The sequence below is a fragment of the Rhodococcus sp. DN22 genome (assembly GCF_036669995.1).
Lineage (GTDB): Bacteria > Actinomycetota > Actinomycetes > Mycobacteriales > Mycobacteriaceae > Rhodococcus_F > Rhodococcus_F erythropolis.
Genome location: NZ_CP133326.1, coordinates 4333757 through 4349900, shown reverse-complemented (window position 1 = coordinate 4349900; position 16144 = coordinate 4333757). Strand labels below are relative to the sequence as shown.

Here is a 16144-nt window from a genome sequence, read left to right as displayed (position 1 = left end):
CATACTGGTCATAACGACCAAATGGTTTATTTCGGTAAGGGTGAAATCTGGGGTGAAAGGCAGCGTCCCGCACCGTATTGCTCAGGTGCGGGGACGCTGCTGTAGTCATCGAGGGTTACGCGTCGACAAGTTCCTCGGCGAAGGGATCACCGTTGCGGGGAGCGTCGAAGCGCTCCTTGTCGAGGATTCCCTCACGCTTTGCGACGATGACCGGGACCAGTGCCTGGCCGGTGACGTTGACTGCGGTACGGCCCATGTCGACGATCGGTTCGACTGCGAGGAGCAGTCCGACGCCGGCAAGGGGAAGACCCAGGGTGGAGAGTGTGAGTGTGAGCATGACTGTCGCACCCGTAGTTCCGGCCGTTGCTGCCGAGCCGATGACCGAAACGACGACGATCAGCAGGTAATCGGTGAAGGTCAGCGGAACGTCGTAGAAGCCGGCGACGAAGATTGCCGCGATCGCGGGATAGATTGCGGCGCAACCGTCCATCTTCGTGGTGGCACCGAGCGGAACGGCGAACGAGGCGTACTCACGCGGAACACCGAGGTTGCGTTCGGTGACGCGTTCGGTCAGCGGCAGGGTGCCGATCGACGAGCGCGAGACGAACCCGAGCTGAGTTGCGGGCCAGACACCGGAGAAGAAGCTTCGAACCGAGAGACCGTGTGCGGCAATCAGGATGGGGTAGACCACGAAGAAGACAATGGCCAGACCGATGTAGATGGCGGCGGTGAAGACGCCCAGCGAGCCGATTGCATCCCAGCCGTAGGTGGCGACAGCGTTGGCGATCAGCGCGGCGGTGCCGATCGGGGCGAGGCGGATGATCCACCACAGGACCTTCTGTACGATCGCGAGCAGCGAAGCGTTGAACTCGAGGAACGGCGCAGCCTTGGGACCGATCTTGAGTGCAGCAATACCGATTGCACCGGCGATGACGAGCAGCTGCAGGACGTTGAAGCTCAGCGATGTAGTCGCCACGCCTTCGGCGACGGAAGTCTTTGCACCCAACCCCAGGAAGTTGTTCGGAACCAGTCCGGTGATGAACGCCCACCACGAGCCGGAACTCTTGGGTTCCTTCGCTGCTTCGGCGGCGACGTCGGTCCGTGAACCGGGATCGGTGATCAGGCCGACGATGATGCCGATGATCACAGCGATGAAAGCGGTGATCGCGAACCAGAGCAAGGTCTGTACGGCCAGGCGAGCTGCATTGGCGACCTGGCGCAGGTTGGCGATGGAGCTGACAATGGCGGTGAACACCAGCGGGATCACCGCAACGGTGAGCAGCTTGACGTAACTCGAACCGATGGTCTGCACGGTGCCGACCAACCAGTTGACGTTGCCGTCGGCTGCATCAGGCATTGCCCGGGCGACGAGACCGATGATGACACCGAGTACGAGACCGGCGACGATCTGCGGTCCGAATGCCGTCGCCCAGGACGGAAAACGGGACGTGGACTTTTCCGGCACGCCGGTGGAGGTGGAGCTGGGCATGACTATGCCTTTCGAAAATCAAGGGAGCGAAACGCAGCGCGGCACCAGAGGCCGGGCAGATTCGAAGAAATGTTTCCTGGTACGCGTCAGGTCAGAGCGAGCGCGTACACATTGCGCTCGCCTGCAGGCGAAGGTCGACGTAACGCCGACTGGTCAGGAACAACACTGTCCACACACTACGCGCAGCTTCAACGATCAATCCCTCAGGGTCCGCTCCGCGAGTTCGCCTCGTAAATGTGGGGTGCTCCGCTGTGGGCATGTGACCGGAGCGTCGTCCGATCCGTGGTCAGGTGTTGTTTTGGTAAGATTGAGTACGGAGGTTTGTTGAGAAAAAGAAAATTGTCCGATATTTTGATCGATAAGTCCTATTAAGAATTTGTCTCTTTCTATGCAAACGTGATTGCAGTATTCTCGTCGAGATGAAGTTGATACGCGGAATGGGAAAAGCTCGTTTAGTGTCGCGCATGTTCGCTATTGCGGTGGCCGTTGCGATTGTGATTGGATTCTTCACTCCGTCAGCGATCGCGACGCCACCATCCCCTCCCTCAGGAAAGCATTGGGTCCCCGCACTTGCGGAGGAGTTCAACGGCTCTAGCCTAGATTCTTCCAGTTGGTCGACGTGTTACCACTGGTTCAACGCCCAGTATCAAGGGTGCACAAATGCTGGAAACAATGAGTTGGAATGGTACAAGTCGAGCCAGGTTTCCGTTGGAAATGGCCACGCCACGCTTACTGCAATGAATACCAGCACTACCGGCGTGGTTGAAGATTCACAAGGAAATGACGTGGTTAAGAATTTTCCCTACCGATCCGGGATGATATCGACGGGGGGATCTCAATGGATGGATACCGCAAAGCGTACGATGCTGTACGGATATATCGAGGCTCGAATTCGTGTACCCGAAGGACGGGGTCTTTGGCCTGCATTCTGGATGCTGTCGGCTGACTATGGTTGGCCTCCTGAGATCGATATCATGGAAATTCTTGGGCACGACACATCTACTACACACATGAATCTGCACTGGAACGATGCTGGGAATCACCAGCAAGCCGGTAGTTCGTTTTCAAACGGAATGCCGTTGAGCGGTGGATGGCATACCTTCGCGGTAGATTGGCAGCCAGGGAAGCTTATTTGGTATGTCGATGGCGTCCCCAGAAAAGCCTTGTCTTCCGCAGGTGTTCCCAATCGGCCGATGTACGTTTTGTTCAATCTCGCGGTTGGAGGCGACTGGCCAGGGTCACCCGATACGTCTACTGTCTTCCCTGCCAAAATGGATATTGATTACGTACGCACCTATGACTTGGTCGACGGAGCGTGACCGATCGCCGATGCGACCAACGCAGCGACCTGACGGCGTCTCTGAGCAGACTCGTTTTCGTGGGCAGGACGCCCTTCTAACACGAGTTCGCTTCGTGTTCGTCGGGCGTGCCCCGATCAGTCACTGTTGGTCGGTTGACTAGTCTCGACGATCAGTAGGTGCCGCACCGGCGCCTACGCGTCGGCAAGCGGAAGCGAGAGACCGATGAGCGTTCGGAATGCCGAGTACCCGCGTCCGAAGCATTTCCTGGTGCACCTCAGTGACACGCATCTGGTGGCTCAGGGGGAGTTGTACGACGCCGTGGATGCGTCGACGAGATTGCGGGAAGTGCTCAGCGGGATCGTGGCCTCGGGCGCACGCCCGGATGCACTGATATTCACCGGCGACCTGACCGACCAGGGACACCCCGACGCATACGCGGAATTGAAAGCCATCGTGGAACCCGTGGCGGCCGAGATCGATGCGCAGGTCATCTGGGCGATGGGCAACCACGACGACCGCTCTACTTTCAGATCTCTGCTGTTGGGCGAGGACGCCACCGATCATCCCGTCGACAACGTCTACGACCTTGACGGACTGCGGGTGATCACCCTGGATTCGTCGGTTCCCGGTCATCACTACGGTGAGATCTCGGATCGTCAATTGGATTGGCTACGCGCAGAATTGGCGGTGCCCGCGCCCGACGGAACAATTCTGGCGCTGCATCATCCGCCGGTTCCGTGCATTCAGGATCTCGCGGTTCTGGTGGAGTTGCGCGATCAGTCCCGGTTGGCAGACGTCTTGCGTGGCAGCGACGTCCGGGCGATTCTTGCTGGGCATCTGCACTATTCGACGACGGCGACGTTCGCCGGCATTCCGGTTTCCGTGGCGTCGTCGACGTGTTACACCCAGGACTTGAACGTGGAAGTCGGTGGGCAGCGTGGTCGCGACGGGGCTCAGGGGTGCAACCTGGTGCACGTGTACGACGAGACAATTGTTCATTCGGTCGTTCCACTCGGCGCGCACGTGACGGTCGGTGAGCCTGTCGACGCGGCCGAGGGAGCCCGGAGGCTCAGCGCTGCCGGTATTCGAATCCTCGAGAGCGAAAAGGCGGCACGCTCGATCATCTGAGGTGGCGGGCGGTTTCCGGCACTCCGGCGCAGTTCTGGGCGATTGCCGGGCTGTCGCGTACTCACTACCGTCGAGGTAGGTGCAGAGCTCCAGCAACAAGGACCGGCTAGCTGGACGGCAACCCTTCATGCCGATGGGGTGCCCCGGAATCACACCTGGCGATACGCGTGGTGCGTGTCGCAAGCGGCAGTCGCCACGAGAACCGTCAGTCGGGTGCTGACGGTTTCTGCGGTCGGCACTGTGCGCTCCCGAGTAGTTCTCGAACAGGAGTATGCGCCGATGACCTCCACCCCCTCCTCTCATCTTGCTCCGTTGCATCTCGCCGTAGCGCTGGACGGTGCCGGTTGGCACCATGCAGCCTGGCGAGAGCCACACTCGCGCCCGAGTGAGCTGTTCAGCGCGTCGTATTGGACTGACGTGGTGACGACCGCCGAGCGTGGTCTGCTCGATTTCGTCACCATCGAGGACAGTCTCTCGGTGCCGGCCAACCCACTCGAGCCCGTCGACGACGCGGTTGATCGGGTGCGCGCTCGGCTCGACGCGCATCTCGTGGCCGCCCGACTGGCACCGATCACGAGCAACATCGGCTTGATCCCGACGATCACCACCATTCACACCGAGCCGTTTCACGTGTCCAAAGCCGTTGCCACGCTGGATTACACCTCACGCGGTCGCGCCGGATGGCAGGTGAAGGTTTCGGCGTCGGAATCCGAGGCAGCACAGTTCGGGCGTCGCGACATCCCAGCGCTCACCGATGCCGACCGTCAGTCGATCGTTTCAGGCGTCCTCCCGGACTTCGTGCGCGACCTGTTCGACGAAGCTGCGGAGGCGGCTGACGTAATCCGGCGACTCTGGGACAGTTGGGAGGACGACGCCGAGATCCGTGATGTCGAACTGCGTCGATTCATCGACCGGGACAAGTTGCACTACATCGACTTCGAGGGAAAGTACCTCTCGGTCCGTGGACCGTCGGTGACCCCGCGCCCGCCGCAGGGGCATCCCGTCGTTACCGCGTTGGCACATCAGCGGGTCGCGTACGAACTGGCGGCGCGGACGGCCGATCTGGTGTTCGTGACGCCGTTCGACGAGGAGCAGGTCACGGCAATCCTGGGTGAAGTGCGAGCAGCCGAAGAACACGTGCAGCGCACCGGCGAACCTCTTCGGGTCTTCACCGACATCGTCGTCTTCTTCGATACGCCGGAAGAAACCGGAAAGGAACGGCTCGCTCGCCTCGACGCGCAGGCCGGCGCCGAATACCGTTCGGACGCGCTGACCTTCACCGGCACCGCGGCTGAGTTGGCAGATCTTCTGCTCCGGTGGCAGCAGTTGGGAATCGACGGCTTCCGGTTGCGGCCGGGCGTCGTCGTGGACGACCTCGACGCGATCGCAGGTGAGCTGGTACCTGAATTGCAGCGACGCAGCGTATTCCGCACCGAGTATCCGCAGACGAATCTTCGCGGACTGCTTGGCCTACCCATCGACGTTCCCAACCGCTACGCCGCCGGTACTCCGGCCGCCTGACAGACGAGGAATACATTTTCATGAGTTCTCAGAAGCGTAAGCAGGTCATCCTGGGTGCCTACCTCGGCGGCGTCAACCATCACACTGCATGGTGGGATCCGCAGGCGGGCAGCCAGATCGAGTTCGATTCCTTTGAACACACCGCTCGAACCGCCGAGCATGGGAAGTTCGACTTCTTCTTCCTCGCCGAAGGCCTTGCCCTTCGTGAGCGTGCAGGACAGATTTTCGATCAGGACATCATCGGTAGGCCGGACACCTTCACGGTCCTTGCATCGTTGGCGGCGGTAACCGAACACCTCGGATTGGCCGGCACTATCAATGCCACGTTCAACGAGCCGTACGAACTGGCCCGCCAATTCGCGACGCTCGATCAGTTGTCCGGAGGACGTGCCGCCTGGAACGTCGTCACCTCGTTCGACGCATTCACCGGCCAGAACTTTCGCCGCGGCGGATACCTCGACCGCGCGCAACGATACGAGCGTGCGGAGGAGACCGTAGCGCTGGTGCGTGAACTGTGGGATTCGTGGCGAAGCGACGACATCGTGGCCGACAAGGCATCAGGGCGCTTTCTCGCGCGACCGGATGCCGGTGAATTCGCTTTTCATGGATCGCATTTCGACGTGAACGGCCGATTCACAGTGCCGCGTAGCCCGCAAGGGCGCCCGGTTATTCTGCAGGCCGGGGTGTCGCCGCAGGGGCGCGATTTTGCTGCCGGCAATGCCGACGCGATCTTCTCACCGTACGGTCAGTTGCCCGAGGCGGCCGATTTCTATCGCGATATCAAAGCACGTGCCGTTGCGGCCGGACGTGACCCGGGTGACATCAAGATCCTGCCGTCGGCGAGTTTTGTTCTCGGCACCTCGGAGGCAGATGCGATCGAGAAGTACCGAGAGATTCGCGACCAGCAGGTCACCGGCCAGACCGCTTTGGTTCTGCTCGAACAGATCTGGAATCTCGATCTGTCGAAGTACGACCCCGAAGGGCCCCTACCCGATATCGCACCAGACCCCGAGGCTCCGCCGATCATCCAGGGGCGCGCCTTCATTCACCAGGATCGTTTCGCGACCGTGGCAAAATTGCGCGCGGTCGCCGAGAGCAAGAAGTTGAATCTGCGCGAAGTGGTGATCGATCAGTTCGAGCGTGGACCGATCGTGGGTACACCGCAGCAGGTTGCCGAGAAAATAGATTCGTTTGTCAGCAACGACGGTTCGGACGGATTCATCCTCGGGTCGCACCTCGTGCCGACCGGCCTCGACGAGTTCGTCGACGACGTGGTGCCGCTGCTGCAGGATCGAGGTGTTCTCCGCAGTGACTACGAAGGAACGACGTTGCGTGACAATCTCGGTCTGCCCATTCCGGTGCAACGGGAGCATGTGACAGCACGCTGATCGACCGAAGTAGCAAGGGCCCAGCCGAAATCGGCTGGGCCCTTGTTTCGTCTAGGCTTCCCAGGGCGCCGGGATGGGGTAGTAGCTCTCCAGGAACTCCGTGATCTTGCGTGTCCGAAGTTCCAGATCGATCTCCGGAGCGCTGCCGTCGTTGAGGCAGAAGAAGTCCATGGAGCGCTTGGCGAGCAGTGAGTCCATGTCGCGCAAACCGGCCTTGACCGTCGTGTCGACGTATTTGACGGCGGCGGACTTCTGCACCACCGACCGTCCACTCATGAGCGTGTAGTAGTGGTACAGCGAATTGGTCACCGAGATATTGGAACTCGCGCGGAAGGTGCTTGCTGCAGTGGCCGCGAAGTCTTCGGCGAACTCGCGTTCCATCTCGGCCATCACGCTCTTGCGTAGTGGCGTCGCTGCGTGCTCCAGATGTCTGGTGGTCATCAGACCGAAGCGGTCCTGCAGCAGACGGCGGTTGACGCGGGCCGCATTCTCGAACCCGCTGCGGTCGTTGTCGTTGTGTCCCAATCCGATTCTGGTGTCGGCCTCGATGAACATGCTGATCCCACCGGGGGAGAAGAACATGTCAGGGCCGACGGGGCGACCGAAGAACATGTCGTCATTGGAGTAGAGGAAATGCTCTGCCAGACCCGGAATATGGTGCAGCTGGCACTCGACAGCTTGAGAATTGTGGGTGGGCAACACACTTGGATCGGCGAAGAACTTTTCGCTGGGCATGAACGTGACTCGCGGATCGTCGGCAAGCCAGTCCGGACGATCGGAATCGGTTGCGACGAAGATCCGCCGGATCCACGGCGCGTACATGTGGATAGATCTAAGTGCGTATTTGAGCTCGTCGATCTGACGGAAGCGCGCTTCTGATTCGTCGCCCTCGCCGACGATGTAGTTCTGCATGCGCTTGGCGCGTTGAGCCTGAAACTCTTTGGAAGAACCGTCGACCCAGGAAAAGACAAGATCGATATCGAAGCTGATATCGGAGGCATGATCGGCGAACATGTTCTCGATGGTCGGCCAGATCCGGCCGAATCGCTCGACGGTTCCTCGGACAGCTTCTTCGGGGAGGACGGTTCGTCGTGTCAGTGAGTTCTCGACGGGTAGGACGATTTCTTCGTCGGAAATCGACCACAATTCGATCTGAACGCCGATGTTCGCGCCGTAGTTCATACCGCTTGCGACGTGAACCCTCGGACGGAACAAGCGGAAGATCCGTGACTTGTTGGTTTTCGACAGGGCACCGTCCGCGACAAGGAGCGCTGGACTCTTCTTCGCGTCGACGGTTTTGGAATAGAAGGGTGCGTTTGCGCATCCCTCGACAAGTGCCTGCCGCAGGTTCTTGCGTTCCGTCCAGCTGACCGCGATGACCGGGCGCTCGTCGTTTCCGCGGACGAGTAGATACTCGATTCCTGCGGCGTCGAGGATGTCGCGGATGAAGAGGAGATCTTCGACCATCGCTTCGAGCGGCGTGGTGGTCGTGATCGCGAGGGCAAAACGATTCTTGAATCGGACGGTCTCGGGTAGCTCGCCCATCCGTGCGCGTGACGCGGCCGACGCCGGCTCCACAGGATTGGGGCTGTCCTGCTCCGGAGGTACGAAGTAGATGTCGTGCGGAGCGGGAGATTCTGTAATGGGATGCCTTCCGATTCTGATCCAGCTGTGTATCTGTCGCCCCCGACGCTGCGAGAGCGTGGTGGCGACGAGCTCAGTCTATGCCGTCGGCGCCGAAAGTCGGACATGAGTGACGGGGATGGGTAGCGCGGGGCGAGTCGGGTACCCCGAGGACCGAAGCGAGAGTGAAGGAGGAGAACCGATGCGTGTGAAAGCGATGGTCGGAACAGGCGCGATGGCGGTTGCGCTGGCCGCCGGCCCAGTTGCGACAGCGTCTGCGGAGCGAACCGAGGCAGCGGGGTCGGAGGGTTCACCGGAGATGCTGACCTGCGAGGTTGTCTTCGATGCACTCGAAGACATGAGCCCGGAATGGACGGAAGAGGGGATCGATCAGGTCGAAGACTGGTGTGAGGCGATCACCGGCGAAGAAGACTGACACCAACTCGTCGGGGCGAGAATCGCATGAAAATAGGTGAAAGGAATCGGCGGATGAGTGTTGTGCTTATCCTCTACTGTTACTGAATCGATCGAGAATCATACTTTAGTACTACTTGTTGCGATGATTGTCGACGCGAACTTCCTCTCTTTTGCGGGTCGGCGCGAAATATGTCCGACACATGTGGTGATATGTCCTCGTGCAACTGCCATCGGTCGTCCAGCGGTGATCACTTTCTGACGCACGTAGTGAGACTATGTGGGAGACCGAGTGCCGTAGGCGGTCTGGACGACCTGTTGTTTCGAAAGCCCTCCAGTTTTGGAAGACCCGTTTCAATCATTCATTGCAAGGAGTGCTTCGTTGGCGAGTTCACCCGACCCGTTCGACTTCAGTGACTATTCGCGCCCGGAAACAGATTCGGGGACTCGGCGAGAGCCTGATTCGGCCGATTTCACCAGATTTTCGGGGGCGTTCGATCAAGATCCGGGCAATCACCGAGGCTTCGCGCCCTCGGAGTTGGCGCCCTCGGAGTTTGCGCAGTCAGGCTTGAGTCCACAATATTCGAGTAGTGGTCCGGGACCTTTCGGTTCTGACGTCGGACCGGCAACCGTTCGTGCCGTGACCCCGCCGGTCGTTTGGTTGAGCGCTGCGGGCTTTGTGGCGGTGGTCGGCGTTGTCATTGCGCTCTGCTCCTTCGCATCGGGGACTTTGGCCGTCGTTGCCTGGACTCTCAGCGGCATTGTCGCGATAGGCGTTCTCGCAGCATTCACAGTGCGTGATACCCGTGCACGAGCGAGTGCGTTCTACTCACAACCGGTGTGGATCCCATGGGTGGTCCGCGCTGTACTCGTCATTTCCTGTGCCGGCGTTTTGATCAGTGCATGGAATATCGCAGATTGGATTGGACGGCTGTGAGTAAAGTGCGCACCGGTGCGCTGTTGGTTTTCGGGTTACTCGCCCTCAATTTCGTGACCGGGACTGGTGCTGCATCGGCGCTGCCGTCCGACGGTTCAGATTCGGCGGTGGGGGACTTCGGTTCCTGCCTTGCATCCCAGCAAACCGGCGACCTGCTCCTCCTGATCGACGAATCGTCGAGTTTGCAGGCTTCCGATCCCGAAGCTGCGCGAGTAAGCGCCGCTAACTTTCTCCTGGATCGGCTGACCGCATTCGGTTCCACCGCAGCAGTCGATCTCAATGTCGCAATCGCAGGATTTTCCAGTGAGTACAACCTCCAATCGTCATGGACGCCACTGAACGCCGGTTCGCTCCCTGAATTGCAAAAGTCCGTGGATTCGTTTCGGAATCGAAACCAGGGCATCGACACGGACTACTGGAACGCCTTGGAGGGCGCGCGAGGAACGCTCGCCGACCGCCCGCGTACCTCGGATGGTTCCAACCGTTGCCAAGCCGTGGCGTGGTTCTCTGACGGAAAGCTCGATTTTTCGGAGCGCGACGAGAGCAAGCCGTATGCACCGGGGGCGTCTCTGAATTCGGGTATCGGAGTGAACCAAGTGATCGCGGCGGCGACTGAGTCGATTTGTCGCCCCGCTGGTATAGCCGACCAGCTTCGTAGTGTTGGTGTCAAGGTATTCGGAATCGGCCTTGCCGCGGGAACTTCCGTAGCCCAGGATTTCGACCTCATGCGATCGATCACCGCAGGTTTGGCTCCGGATAGCGCAACGTGCGGCAGGGTTCAGGCTCCATCGCCTGGAGAGTTCTTTCTCGCGGAGAACATCGACGATCTTCTTTTTGCCTTCGACACCTTGAGTACACCGGGCCAAGCACCGCTTTCACAGGAAAGCGGTGTCTGTTCGCGTGAAGTTTGCGAGGAAGGCAAGCACAGGTTTGTTCTCGACCGATCGATCAGCGCGGTTAACGTTCTAGGTTTCACTGACGCGGTTGGACTGGTTCCGACCCTGGTAGCGCCGAATAGTGAGAAGTTGCCGCTGCCTCTGACGGCCATTGGGGAGGACGGCCGTGGTCGTCTCGGCGGGGTCGAGGTCGAATACCGATGGGAATCTCCTAACTCGATCTCCTTTGCGATGTCTGACGCCGATTCGGTTCAGTGGCAGGGAGTGTGGGCTCTGGCATTCGTGGATCCGACCGGAGAAGCGTTGCAAGCTCGTTCGAAGTCGAACATCCACATCTCCGGAAACCTGTATCCCGCTTGGCTCGGGCAAAAAACGACGGCAGTTCATTCAGGGGAGAAGACGAGTGCTGTCGAACTTGGTGTCGTGGGGGCCGATCGCAAGCCGATTGACCCCGCGACTCTCCTCGGCAAAGCGCTCTTGTCTGTCGCGATTATTGATTCAGCAGGTCAGACGCATGAAGTCGCTGAGCCGCTCCTCAAAGATCGAATTGGAGACTCGGTAGAGCTGGACCTTTCAGAGGTGCCTGCCGGTAGTTCGATCTTGCGGCTCACATTGAATGTGACTACGGCAGACGCGACGCGGGCTGACGGCGGTGTCGAGCCCGGCACTGAGCTGACGCCTCAGTCAGTCGACATTCCGCTTCAGATCGCTCCACCTATAGGATATCCGTCGGTGCCAGCGCGTATCGATTTCGGCACGCTGGAGGGTGCCGGGAGCTTCGATCGCACGATCAGTGTGACAGGGCCAGGCTGCGTTCGTTTCGATCCAGGTACCCCTGTGGCGCTCACCGGCGTGCCAGACGGTATCGGAACATTCACTGTGGTTGGTGCGAACGGTGATGTGCGATCGGATTGCGCCGAATCCGACGCGGGACTGCCGGTCTCCCTGTCGATCGAGAACGCGGTTAACGGCACTGTCAGTGGAACACTTTCGCTGATGGTTTCACCTGAGGGCGAGAGCGACCGCGAGATCACGGTTCCGGTTCAATTCAGCGCGGACGTACAGAAGCCTGTCGATTCCGCACGCTTCTGGGTGACTCTTGTTTTAGCGTTGCTGCTCGGGCCGGGTATCCCGTTGGTGTTTTTGTACGGGGCGAAGTGGATGACCGCAAAGATTCCGGCAGTGGGACTCAAGGCCCGTCAGATTCCGATCGAAGTCCGCGAAGGGGCCATCCTTCGCGCGGGGCGTCCTTTCGAGTTGGATGAACGCGATTTGGTGGAATCGGTGCGTGGAATGCACAAGTCCGCACGGGTTCTGGACGCCGACGGGGTTCAGTTGCGGACGCGGATTGGATGGTCGCCAATAGGTGCCGGGTACGTGAGTGCGTCCGTGCCGGGAATGCGTGGCGCGTCGAGCGTTCTGCCCGCCACCGATCGACAAGGAGACGGACGACTTCCCTTGGCGGTTCACAACACTTGGGTTGTCTTCCACGATCCTTCAGGTCCCGCTGAGGCGGCGGTGCTCCTCTTGCTTGTAGGCACTGATTCCGATTCGGCTCGTGTGGACGCCTTGATCGAGGACGCCAGGCGGAGTGTTCCAGCGGCGGTCACACACTTGCGGACTCAGTTCGGTGAAGGATCGGGCTCCGACGGAGAATCGCCGGGTGCTGCATCCGAGCAGCAATATTCCCGACGGGGCGACCCATTCGGTGGGCCTTCCGGAGCACAAGGCGGTGGAACAGGCGGCGATACGGCCACGAGGATCACGGATGCTCCCGATCCTTTCGCGCCACCGAGCGGGTTCGACCCTTTCGCGCCACCGGATGGGCGTGTCAGGTAATGACGTTCAGCATCATCATTTCGAGAGGATCGGTATGAGGCGTTTCCTGGTAGTAGGTTGCGGTGGTTCGGGAGCAGTCACGCTGTCCTACATGATGGATCAGCTGCGCTCTGATCTCGCCGCCGCTGGTATCGAAAAGATCCCTGCCGGCTGGCAATTCGTGAGCCTCGATGTGCCGACTGCTCCAGAGACTGGGCCCGACGGTCTCAACAACGTGCGCGATCAGGGCGGCACATATTTCGGAAGCGGGCCGCAAGGAGATTCATATGCGGTCCTGGACAACGCACTCTCGAACCAGCTGGTCGCGCGTCAACAGTTGAGCTCGATCGCCACGTGGGCGCCCCGCGATCCGCGGAATGTGCCTGTGCCGATCGGTTCTGGCGCAGGTCAGTTCCGGGCTCTCGGCCGCATGATCACGTTGAGTAAGACAACCGGGATCAGCGAAGTGTTGCAGCGAGCTTGGGACACACTGTTCACGGTGGCGACCGAGACCGAAATGCGCGCGCTCGATGTCCCTGGTGGTGGTTCGTTCGACCCGGGCGAGTCCCCGATCGTACTTGTGGTCTCTTCAATGGCCGGCGGTGCGGGAGCGTCGATGGCTTTGGACGTCTGCCGACTTCTCACCCTCGTACCCCGTCTGGATCCTCGGATGATGGGTGTGTTCATGGTTGCCCCCGACATTTTCGACGGGTTGGGCAAAAGCGCCACTACCGGGGTGAGCGCCAACGCCCTCGCAATGCTCGGGGAAATCGTCGCGAGCCAAATGGGTTCCGCGCGTGAGCACGACGTTGCGATCCTGAAAGCTTTGGGCCAGCAGAACGGTGACGGAGCCGAAGTGCCCTTCGCTCGGGTTTTCCCAGTCGGCCGCCGAGTCGGAACCGAAGGCGCACCGTTCGGTGACGGTTCGCAGAACGCGATCTATCGCGGTCTGGGGCGAGGTCTCTCGGGTCTGATGATGAGTGGTGCCGCTACTCGGCAGTTTATCCAGTACGACTTGACCAACGGTGGTGGGTTGGCGGGGTTGCGCGAGCACATCGGATGGGGCGCCGGGGCATGGGACAGCCTGCCGTGGGGCACTTTCGGGTTCTCGAGTTTGAGTATGGGCCGCGACCGGTACGCCGAGTACGCCGCCCAGCGGCTCGCTCGCAGTAGTGTCGATCGACTGCTGGACGGTCACCTTCAGCGGGGTAACCCGGCGTCCGATGAAGAGCAGGTCAACTCCATCCTCGACAGTCAGTGGCCGTCGATCCTGGCACGTGTCGGACTGTCCGATCGGAATGCAGGAGGTGGTGCTTCACCTGCGAATGTCGGTGGATGGATTACCGGGACTGTGTTGCCTTGGGATGAGGTTGGTCGGATGTCTCGCCAGATCGTCGAAACGCAACTTCGCCCGTTCATTCCGTCCGGGGACGGCATGAACGCCAAGCAGTGGGTTCCCGATGTCCACCATGCTGTTCGTGGGCGTTCTACGGCCTTGCGGACAGCGTCTGACAACGCCGCACTTCTGTACGCTTTCGGGTGGCAAGATCGTATCGTCCACAACATTGAGTCTACGGTCGCCGAAGCCGTGGCCACTCTCGGATTGCCATACGCCACAGCCATTGTCAATCGTATTGCGGTCTATCTGCGCGACGTTATCCGTCCAGCCGCCGAAGATCTGTCGAAGTTGTCACCTGCAGACATCGCAGCTCCGACGCCCGGCGTAACGGGAACCCTCGCAAGCCTCAACGGTACGATCCCGATGAGCCGAGCAGTCATCGATTCTGTGGTCGTCGAATATCAACAGAATGTCAATCGGCAGATATATTCGACCCTCTCAGGCAAGGTCCGCGACGTTGCGGCAGCGCTGGTCCCCGAGATCATGACGCCGCTGTTGACTGCGCTCAACGAGTCTCAGACCGTGTTGCGAATCGCGAGTAAGTCGCCGGCTATCGATGTCGGGCTGGCACGATTGGAGACAGATCAGTACGCAGCGTGGCCGTCCGATGCCGCGGAACGTGTTCCGCAGCGATTTGCCGAGGCCAACAACGAGGTCATGCTGACGCCGTCATCGGAGTTCTTGTCGCAGTACCGAAGTGACCTTCCGATGGCGGTTGCGGACGACTCAGCCGTGCCACCTCCATTCGAATCTGCCGTCCAGATCGCAGCGAGGCGCGTCGTCACGGGACTCTGGCCCACGACTGACGGCTCGCGAGCGCCGGGCCAGGTCGTGCCGTTGATCGAACGGACCGCGACCTGGCGATCCAAAGCGTTTCCAGTCAATCCGTCAACCAACGAAGCGCTCATTCCCTCGGCTGCTCGCTACGACATTCACTTGCGTAGCGGTGAGTTGCTAGGACGTGCCAGGTCATATGTTTCACGGACAGGCGAATCTTTCGACCGGTTCTGCAAAGTCACATTGCGGGACTACATCGTGGCGGCCGGCGTGCCAGAATACGAACTGTCGCAACGAACTTCGCTTCTGATTTCGAAGTTCGGTGAAGCGCTTTCACTGGCTCGTCCTTTGGCCAGCGTCAACCAGCAGGCAATGGAAGCGCTCCATCCGGGTCAGCAGATCGCCTACCGATACAAGTTCTCCGCTGTGCCGTTTCTCAACTTGCCCGTCTCGGACTTGCTGGAGCAGGTGATCAGTCATAATCCGAAGATCGACCGTGAGACCGCGGACGGCTTCGGTCGTGTTCTGACTGACGAGGGCGGGCTCAAAAGGCTCGACATTTTTGGTTCGTACCCGAACTACTCACCGCTTGCTTACGACTCGGTACTCAAGCCGGCCGCGAAACAATGGGCTGACTCGACGCCCTCGCAGCAGGAGGCGTTCTGGTCTATGCGCCGGTCCAGGCCATTGGCAGCCTCGTTGCCGATGCACGAGAACGAGCGCCGTGCGATGACGGCAGGCTGGTTCCTCGGCTTGGTGCTCGGTCGGATCCGAATTCCAGCGCCGCCTTTTATTGAACCTGTCCGCGTGTGGTCAGCGTCCGACAGTGCATGGCTGGACTTCCCCAATCCGTTGCTTACACCTCCATCTCGTTTCGGCGCTAACAACGACTGGTTGCCGGCCGTCCTCGAGTCGGTGCTGCTGGCGATGGCTCAGTCGCATCAGCAGCCGGTGATGTCCTCGCTGTATCCGTATCGGGCGCTGAGATCGATTTATGATGCGACGCTGGAGGATCCGGCGCGCGGGATCAACGAAATCTCAGCAAAGGCCGCGATGACGGACTGGCTGCGCACAGGCGACACACAAACAGGGTGGCCATCAGCGGTACCTGAGTCCGGCCACGCTTCCACGATTGAGGAACGCAGCGCGAAGACTATCGAGTGGCTCGATCGCCTGAACGCATTTGCCGGCCATCACTACATGGCTCCAGGAGAAGGCGGAGCGGCCGGGGGTGGCACCTTTTCCCTGATTACATCTAGGGGTCAAGCTGCCAAGACCCCGATTTTTCGAGACCTCGCACCAGACGTCTTCTGGGCCACGGCCGAGTTGTCGTCGATGGTCAAGGAATGCGAAGAGGCAGCGCTCCGGCCGGTTCAAACCGGCATTCCCGCAATGCCTTCGGCCGGTTACGGAGACAACGACATCGTGATTCCCGACTTAGGACAGTTCTGAC

10 protein-coding genes and 1 riboswitch are annotated in these 16144 nt (G+C 60.1%); of the genes, 8 read left to right on the top strand and 2 right to left on the bottom strand.

All coding sequences use genetic code 11. From position 1 onward, the window contains the following. Window positions 1–115 precede the first annotated feature (115 nt). Window positions 116–1489 carry a dicarboxylate/amino acid:cation symporter gene (locus RA302_RS19715; RefSeq protein WP_003940669.1) on the bottom strand — a complete coding sequence of 458 codons (1374 nt, stop codon included), beginning with the start codon at window positions 1487–1489 and terminating at the stop codon, window positions 116–118. Window positions 1490–1908: 419 nt separating this feature from the next. Between RA302_RS19715 and RA302_RS19710 the strand changes: the two genes are divergently transcribed. The 4 genes from RA302_RS19710 to RA302_RS19695 all read left to right on the top strand — a co-directional run bounded on the left by RA302_RS19710 (window position 1909) and on the right by RA302_RS19695 (window position 6827). Continuing rightward, window positions 1909–2808 (top strand): glycoside hydrolase family 16 protein, encoded by a 900-nt coding sequence (locus RA302_RS19710; protein ID WP_322002015.1) that lies wholly within the window; start codon window positions 1909–1911, stop codon window positions 2806–2808. A gap of 204 nt (window positions 2809–3012) precedes the next feature. Further along, window positions 3013–3918, top strand: a complete 906-nt coding sequence (locus tag RA302_RS19705) for a phosphodiesterase (RefSeq protein WP_081558138.1) — start codon at window positions 3013–3015, stop codon at window positions 3916–3918. A gap of 78 nt (window positions 3919–3996) precedes the next feature. Then, a riboswitch (SAM riboswitch) is annotated at window positions 3997–4110 on the top strand. Next, window positions 4093–5439, top strand: coding sequence for an LLM class flavin-dependent oxidoreductase (locus tag RA302_RS19700; RefSeq protein ID WP_338477642.1), 1347 nt, complete (start codon window positions 4093–4095; stop codon window positions 5437–5439). Its footprint overlaps the riboswitch before it by 18 nt. A gap of 20 nt (window positions 5440–5459) precedes the next feature. Next, entirely contained in the window at window positions 5460–6827 is a 1368-nt protein-coding gene (locus RA302_RS19695) for an NtaA/DmoA family FMN-dependent monooxygenase (RefSeq protein ID WP_261254504.1), read from the top strand. Window positions 6828–6878: 51 nt separating this feature from the next. Here the strand turns inward: RA302_RS19695 and RA302_RS19690 are convergent, their stop codons facing one another. After that, the gene (locus RA302_RS19690) at window positions 6879–8372 is read right to left on the bottom strand and encodes a stealth family protein (protein WP_020970156.1); all 1494 of its coding nucleotides are present in this window, start codon (window positions 8370–8372) and stop codon (window positions 6879–6881) included. Window positions 8373–8652: 280 nt separating this feature from the next. Here RA302_RS19690 and RA302_RS19685 point away from each other — a divergent pair, with 280 nt between their 5' ends. The 4 genes from RA302_RS19685 (at window position 8653) to RA302_RS19670 (ending at window position 16143) form a co-directional block, all read left to right on the top strand. Next, window positions 8653–8886 carry a hypothetical protein gene (locus RA302_RS19685; protein WP_007729258.1) on the top strand — a complete coding sequence of 78 codons (234 nt, stop codon included), beginning with the start codon at window positions 8653–8655 and terminating at the stop codon, window positions 8884–8886. Between the two features lie 360 nt (window positions 8887–9246). After that, window positions 9247–9801 carry a hypothetical protein gene (locus tag RA302_RS19680; protein WP_156888934.1) on the top strand — a complete coding sequence of 185 codons (555 nt, stop codon included), beginning with the start codon at window positions 9247–9249 and terminating at the stop codon, window positions 9799–9801. Continuing rightward, window positions 9798–12536 carry a vWA domain-containing protein gene (locus RA302_RS19675; protein ID WP_338477636.1) on the top strand — a complete coding sequence of 913 codons (2739 nt, stop codon included), beginning with the start codon at window positions 9798–9800 and terminating at the stop codon, window positions 12534–12536. Before RA302_RS19680 ends, RA302_RS19675 begins: the two co-directional genes overlap by 4 nt. 34 nt (window positions 12537–12570) lie before the next feature. Then, window positions 12571–16143, top strand: coding sequence for a tubulin-like doman-containing protein (locus tag RA302_RS19670; RefSeq protein WP_162114793.1), 3573 nt, complete (start codon window positions 12571–12573; stop codon window positions 16141–16143). The last annotated feature ends 1 nt before the right edge of the window (window position 16144 follow it).

Excerpts from the sequence above, each read along its gene's own strand:
- RA302_RS19715 (WP_003940669.1), bottom strand. The coding sequence starts at position 1,489 with ATGCCCAGCTCCACCTCCACCGGCGTGCCGGAAAAGTCCACGTCCCGT.
- RA302_RS19710 (WP_322002015.1), top strand. The coding sequence starts at position 1,909 with ATGAAGTTGATACGCGGAATGGGAAAAGCTCGTTTAGTGTCGCGCATG.
- RA302_RS19705 (WP_081558138.1), top strand. The coding sequence starts at position 3,013 with ATGAGCGTTCGGAATGCCGAGTACCCGCGTCCGAAGCATTTCCTGGTG.
- RA302_RS19695 (WP_261254504.1), top strand. The coding sequence starts at position 5,460 with ATGAGTTCTCAGAAGCGTAAGCAGGTCATCCTGGGTGCCTACCTCGGC.
- RA302_RS19690 (WP_020970156.1), bottom strand. The coding sequence starts at position 8,372 with ATGGGCGAGCTACCCGAGACCGTCCGATTCAAGAATCGTTTTGCCCTC.
- RA302_RS19685 (WP_007729258.1), top strand. The coding sequence starts at position 8,653 with ATGCGTGTGAAAGCGATGGTCGGAACAGGCGCGATGGCGGTTGCGCTG.
- RA302_RS19670 (WP_162114793.1), top strand. The coding sequence starts at position 12,571 with ATGAGGCGTTTCCTGGTAGTAGGTTGCGGTGGTTCGGGAGCAGTCACG.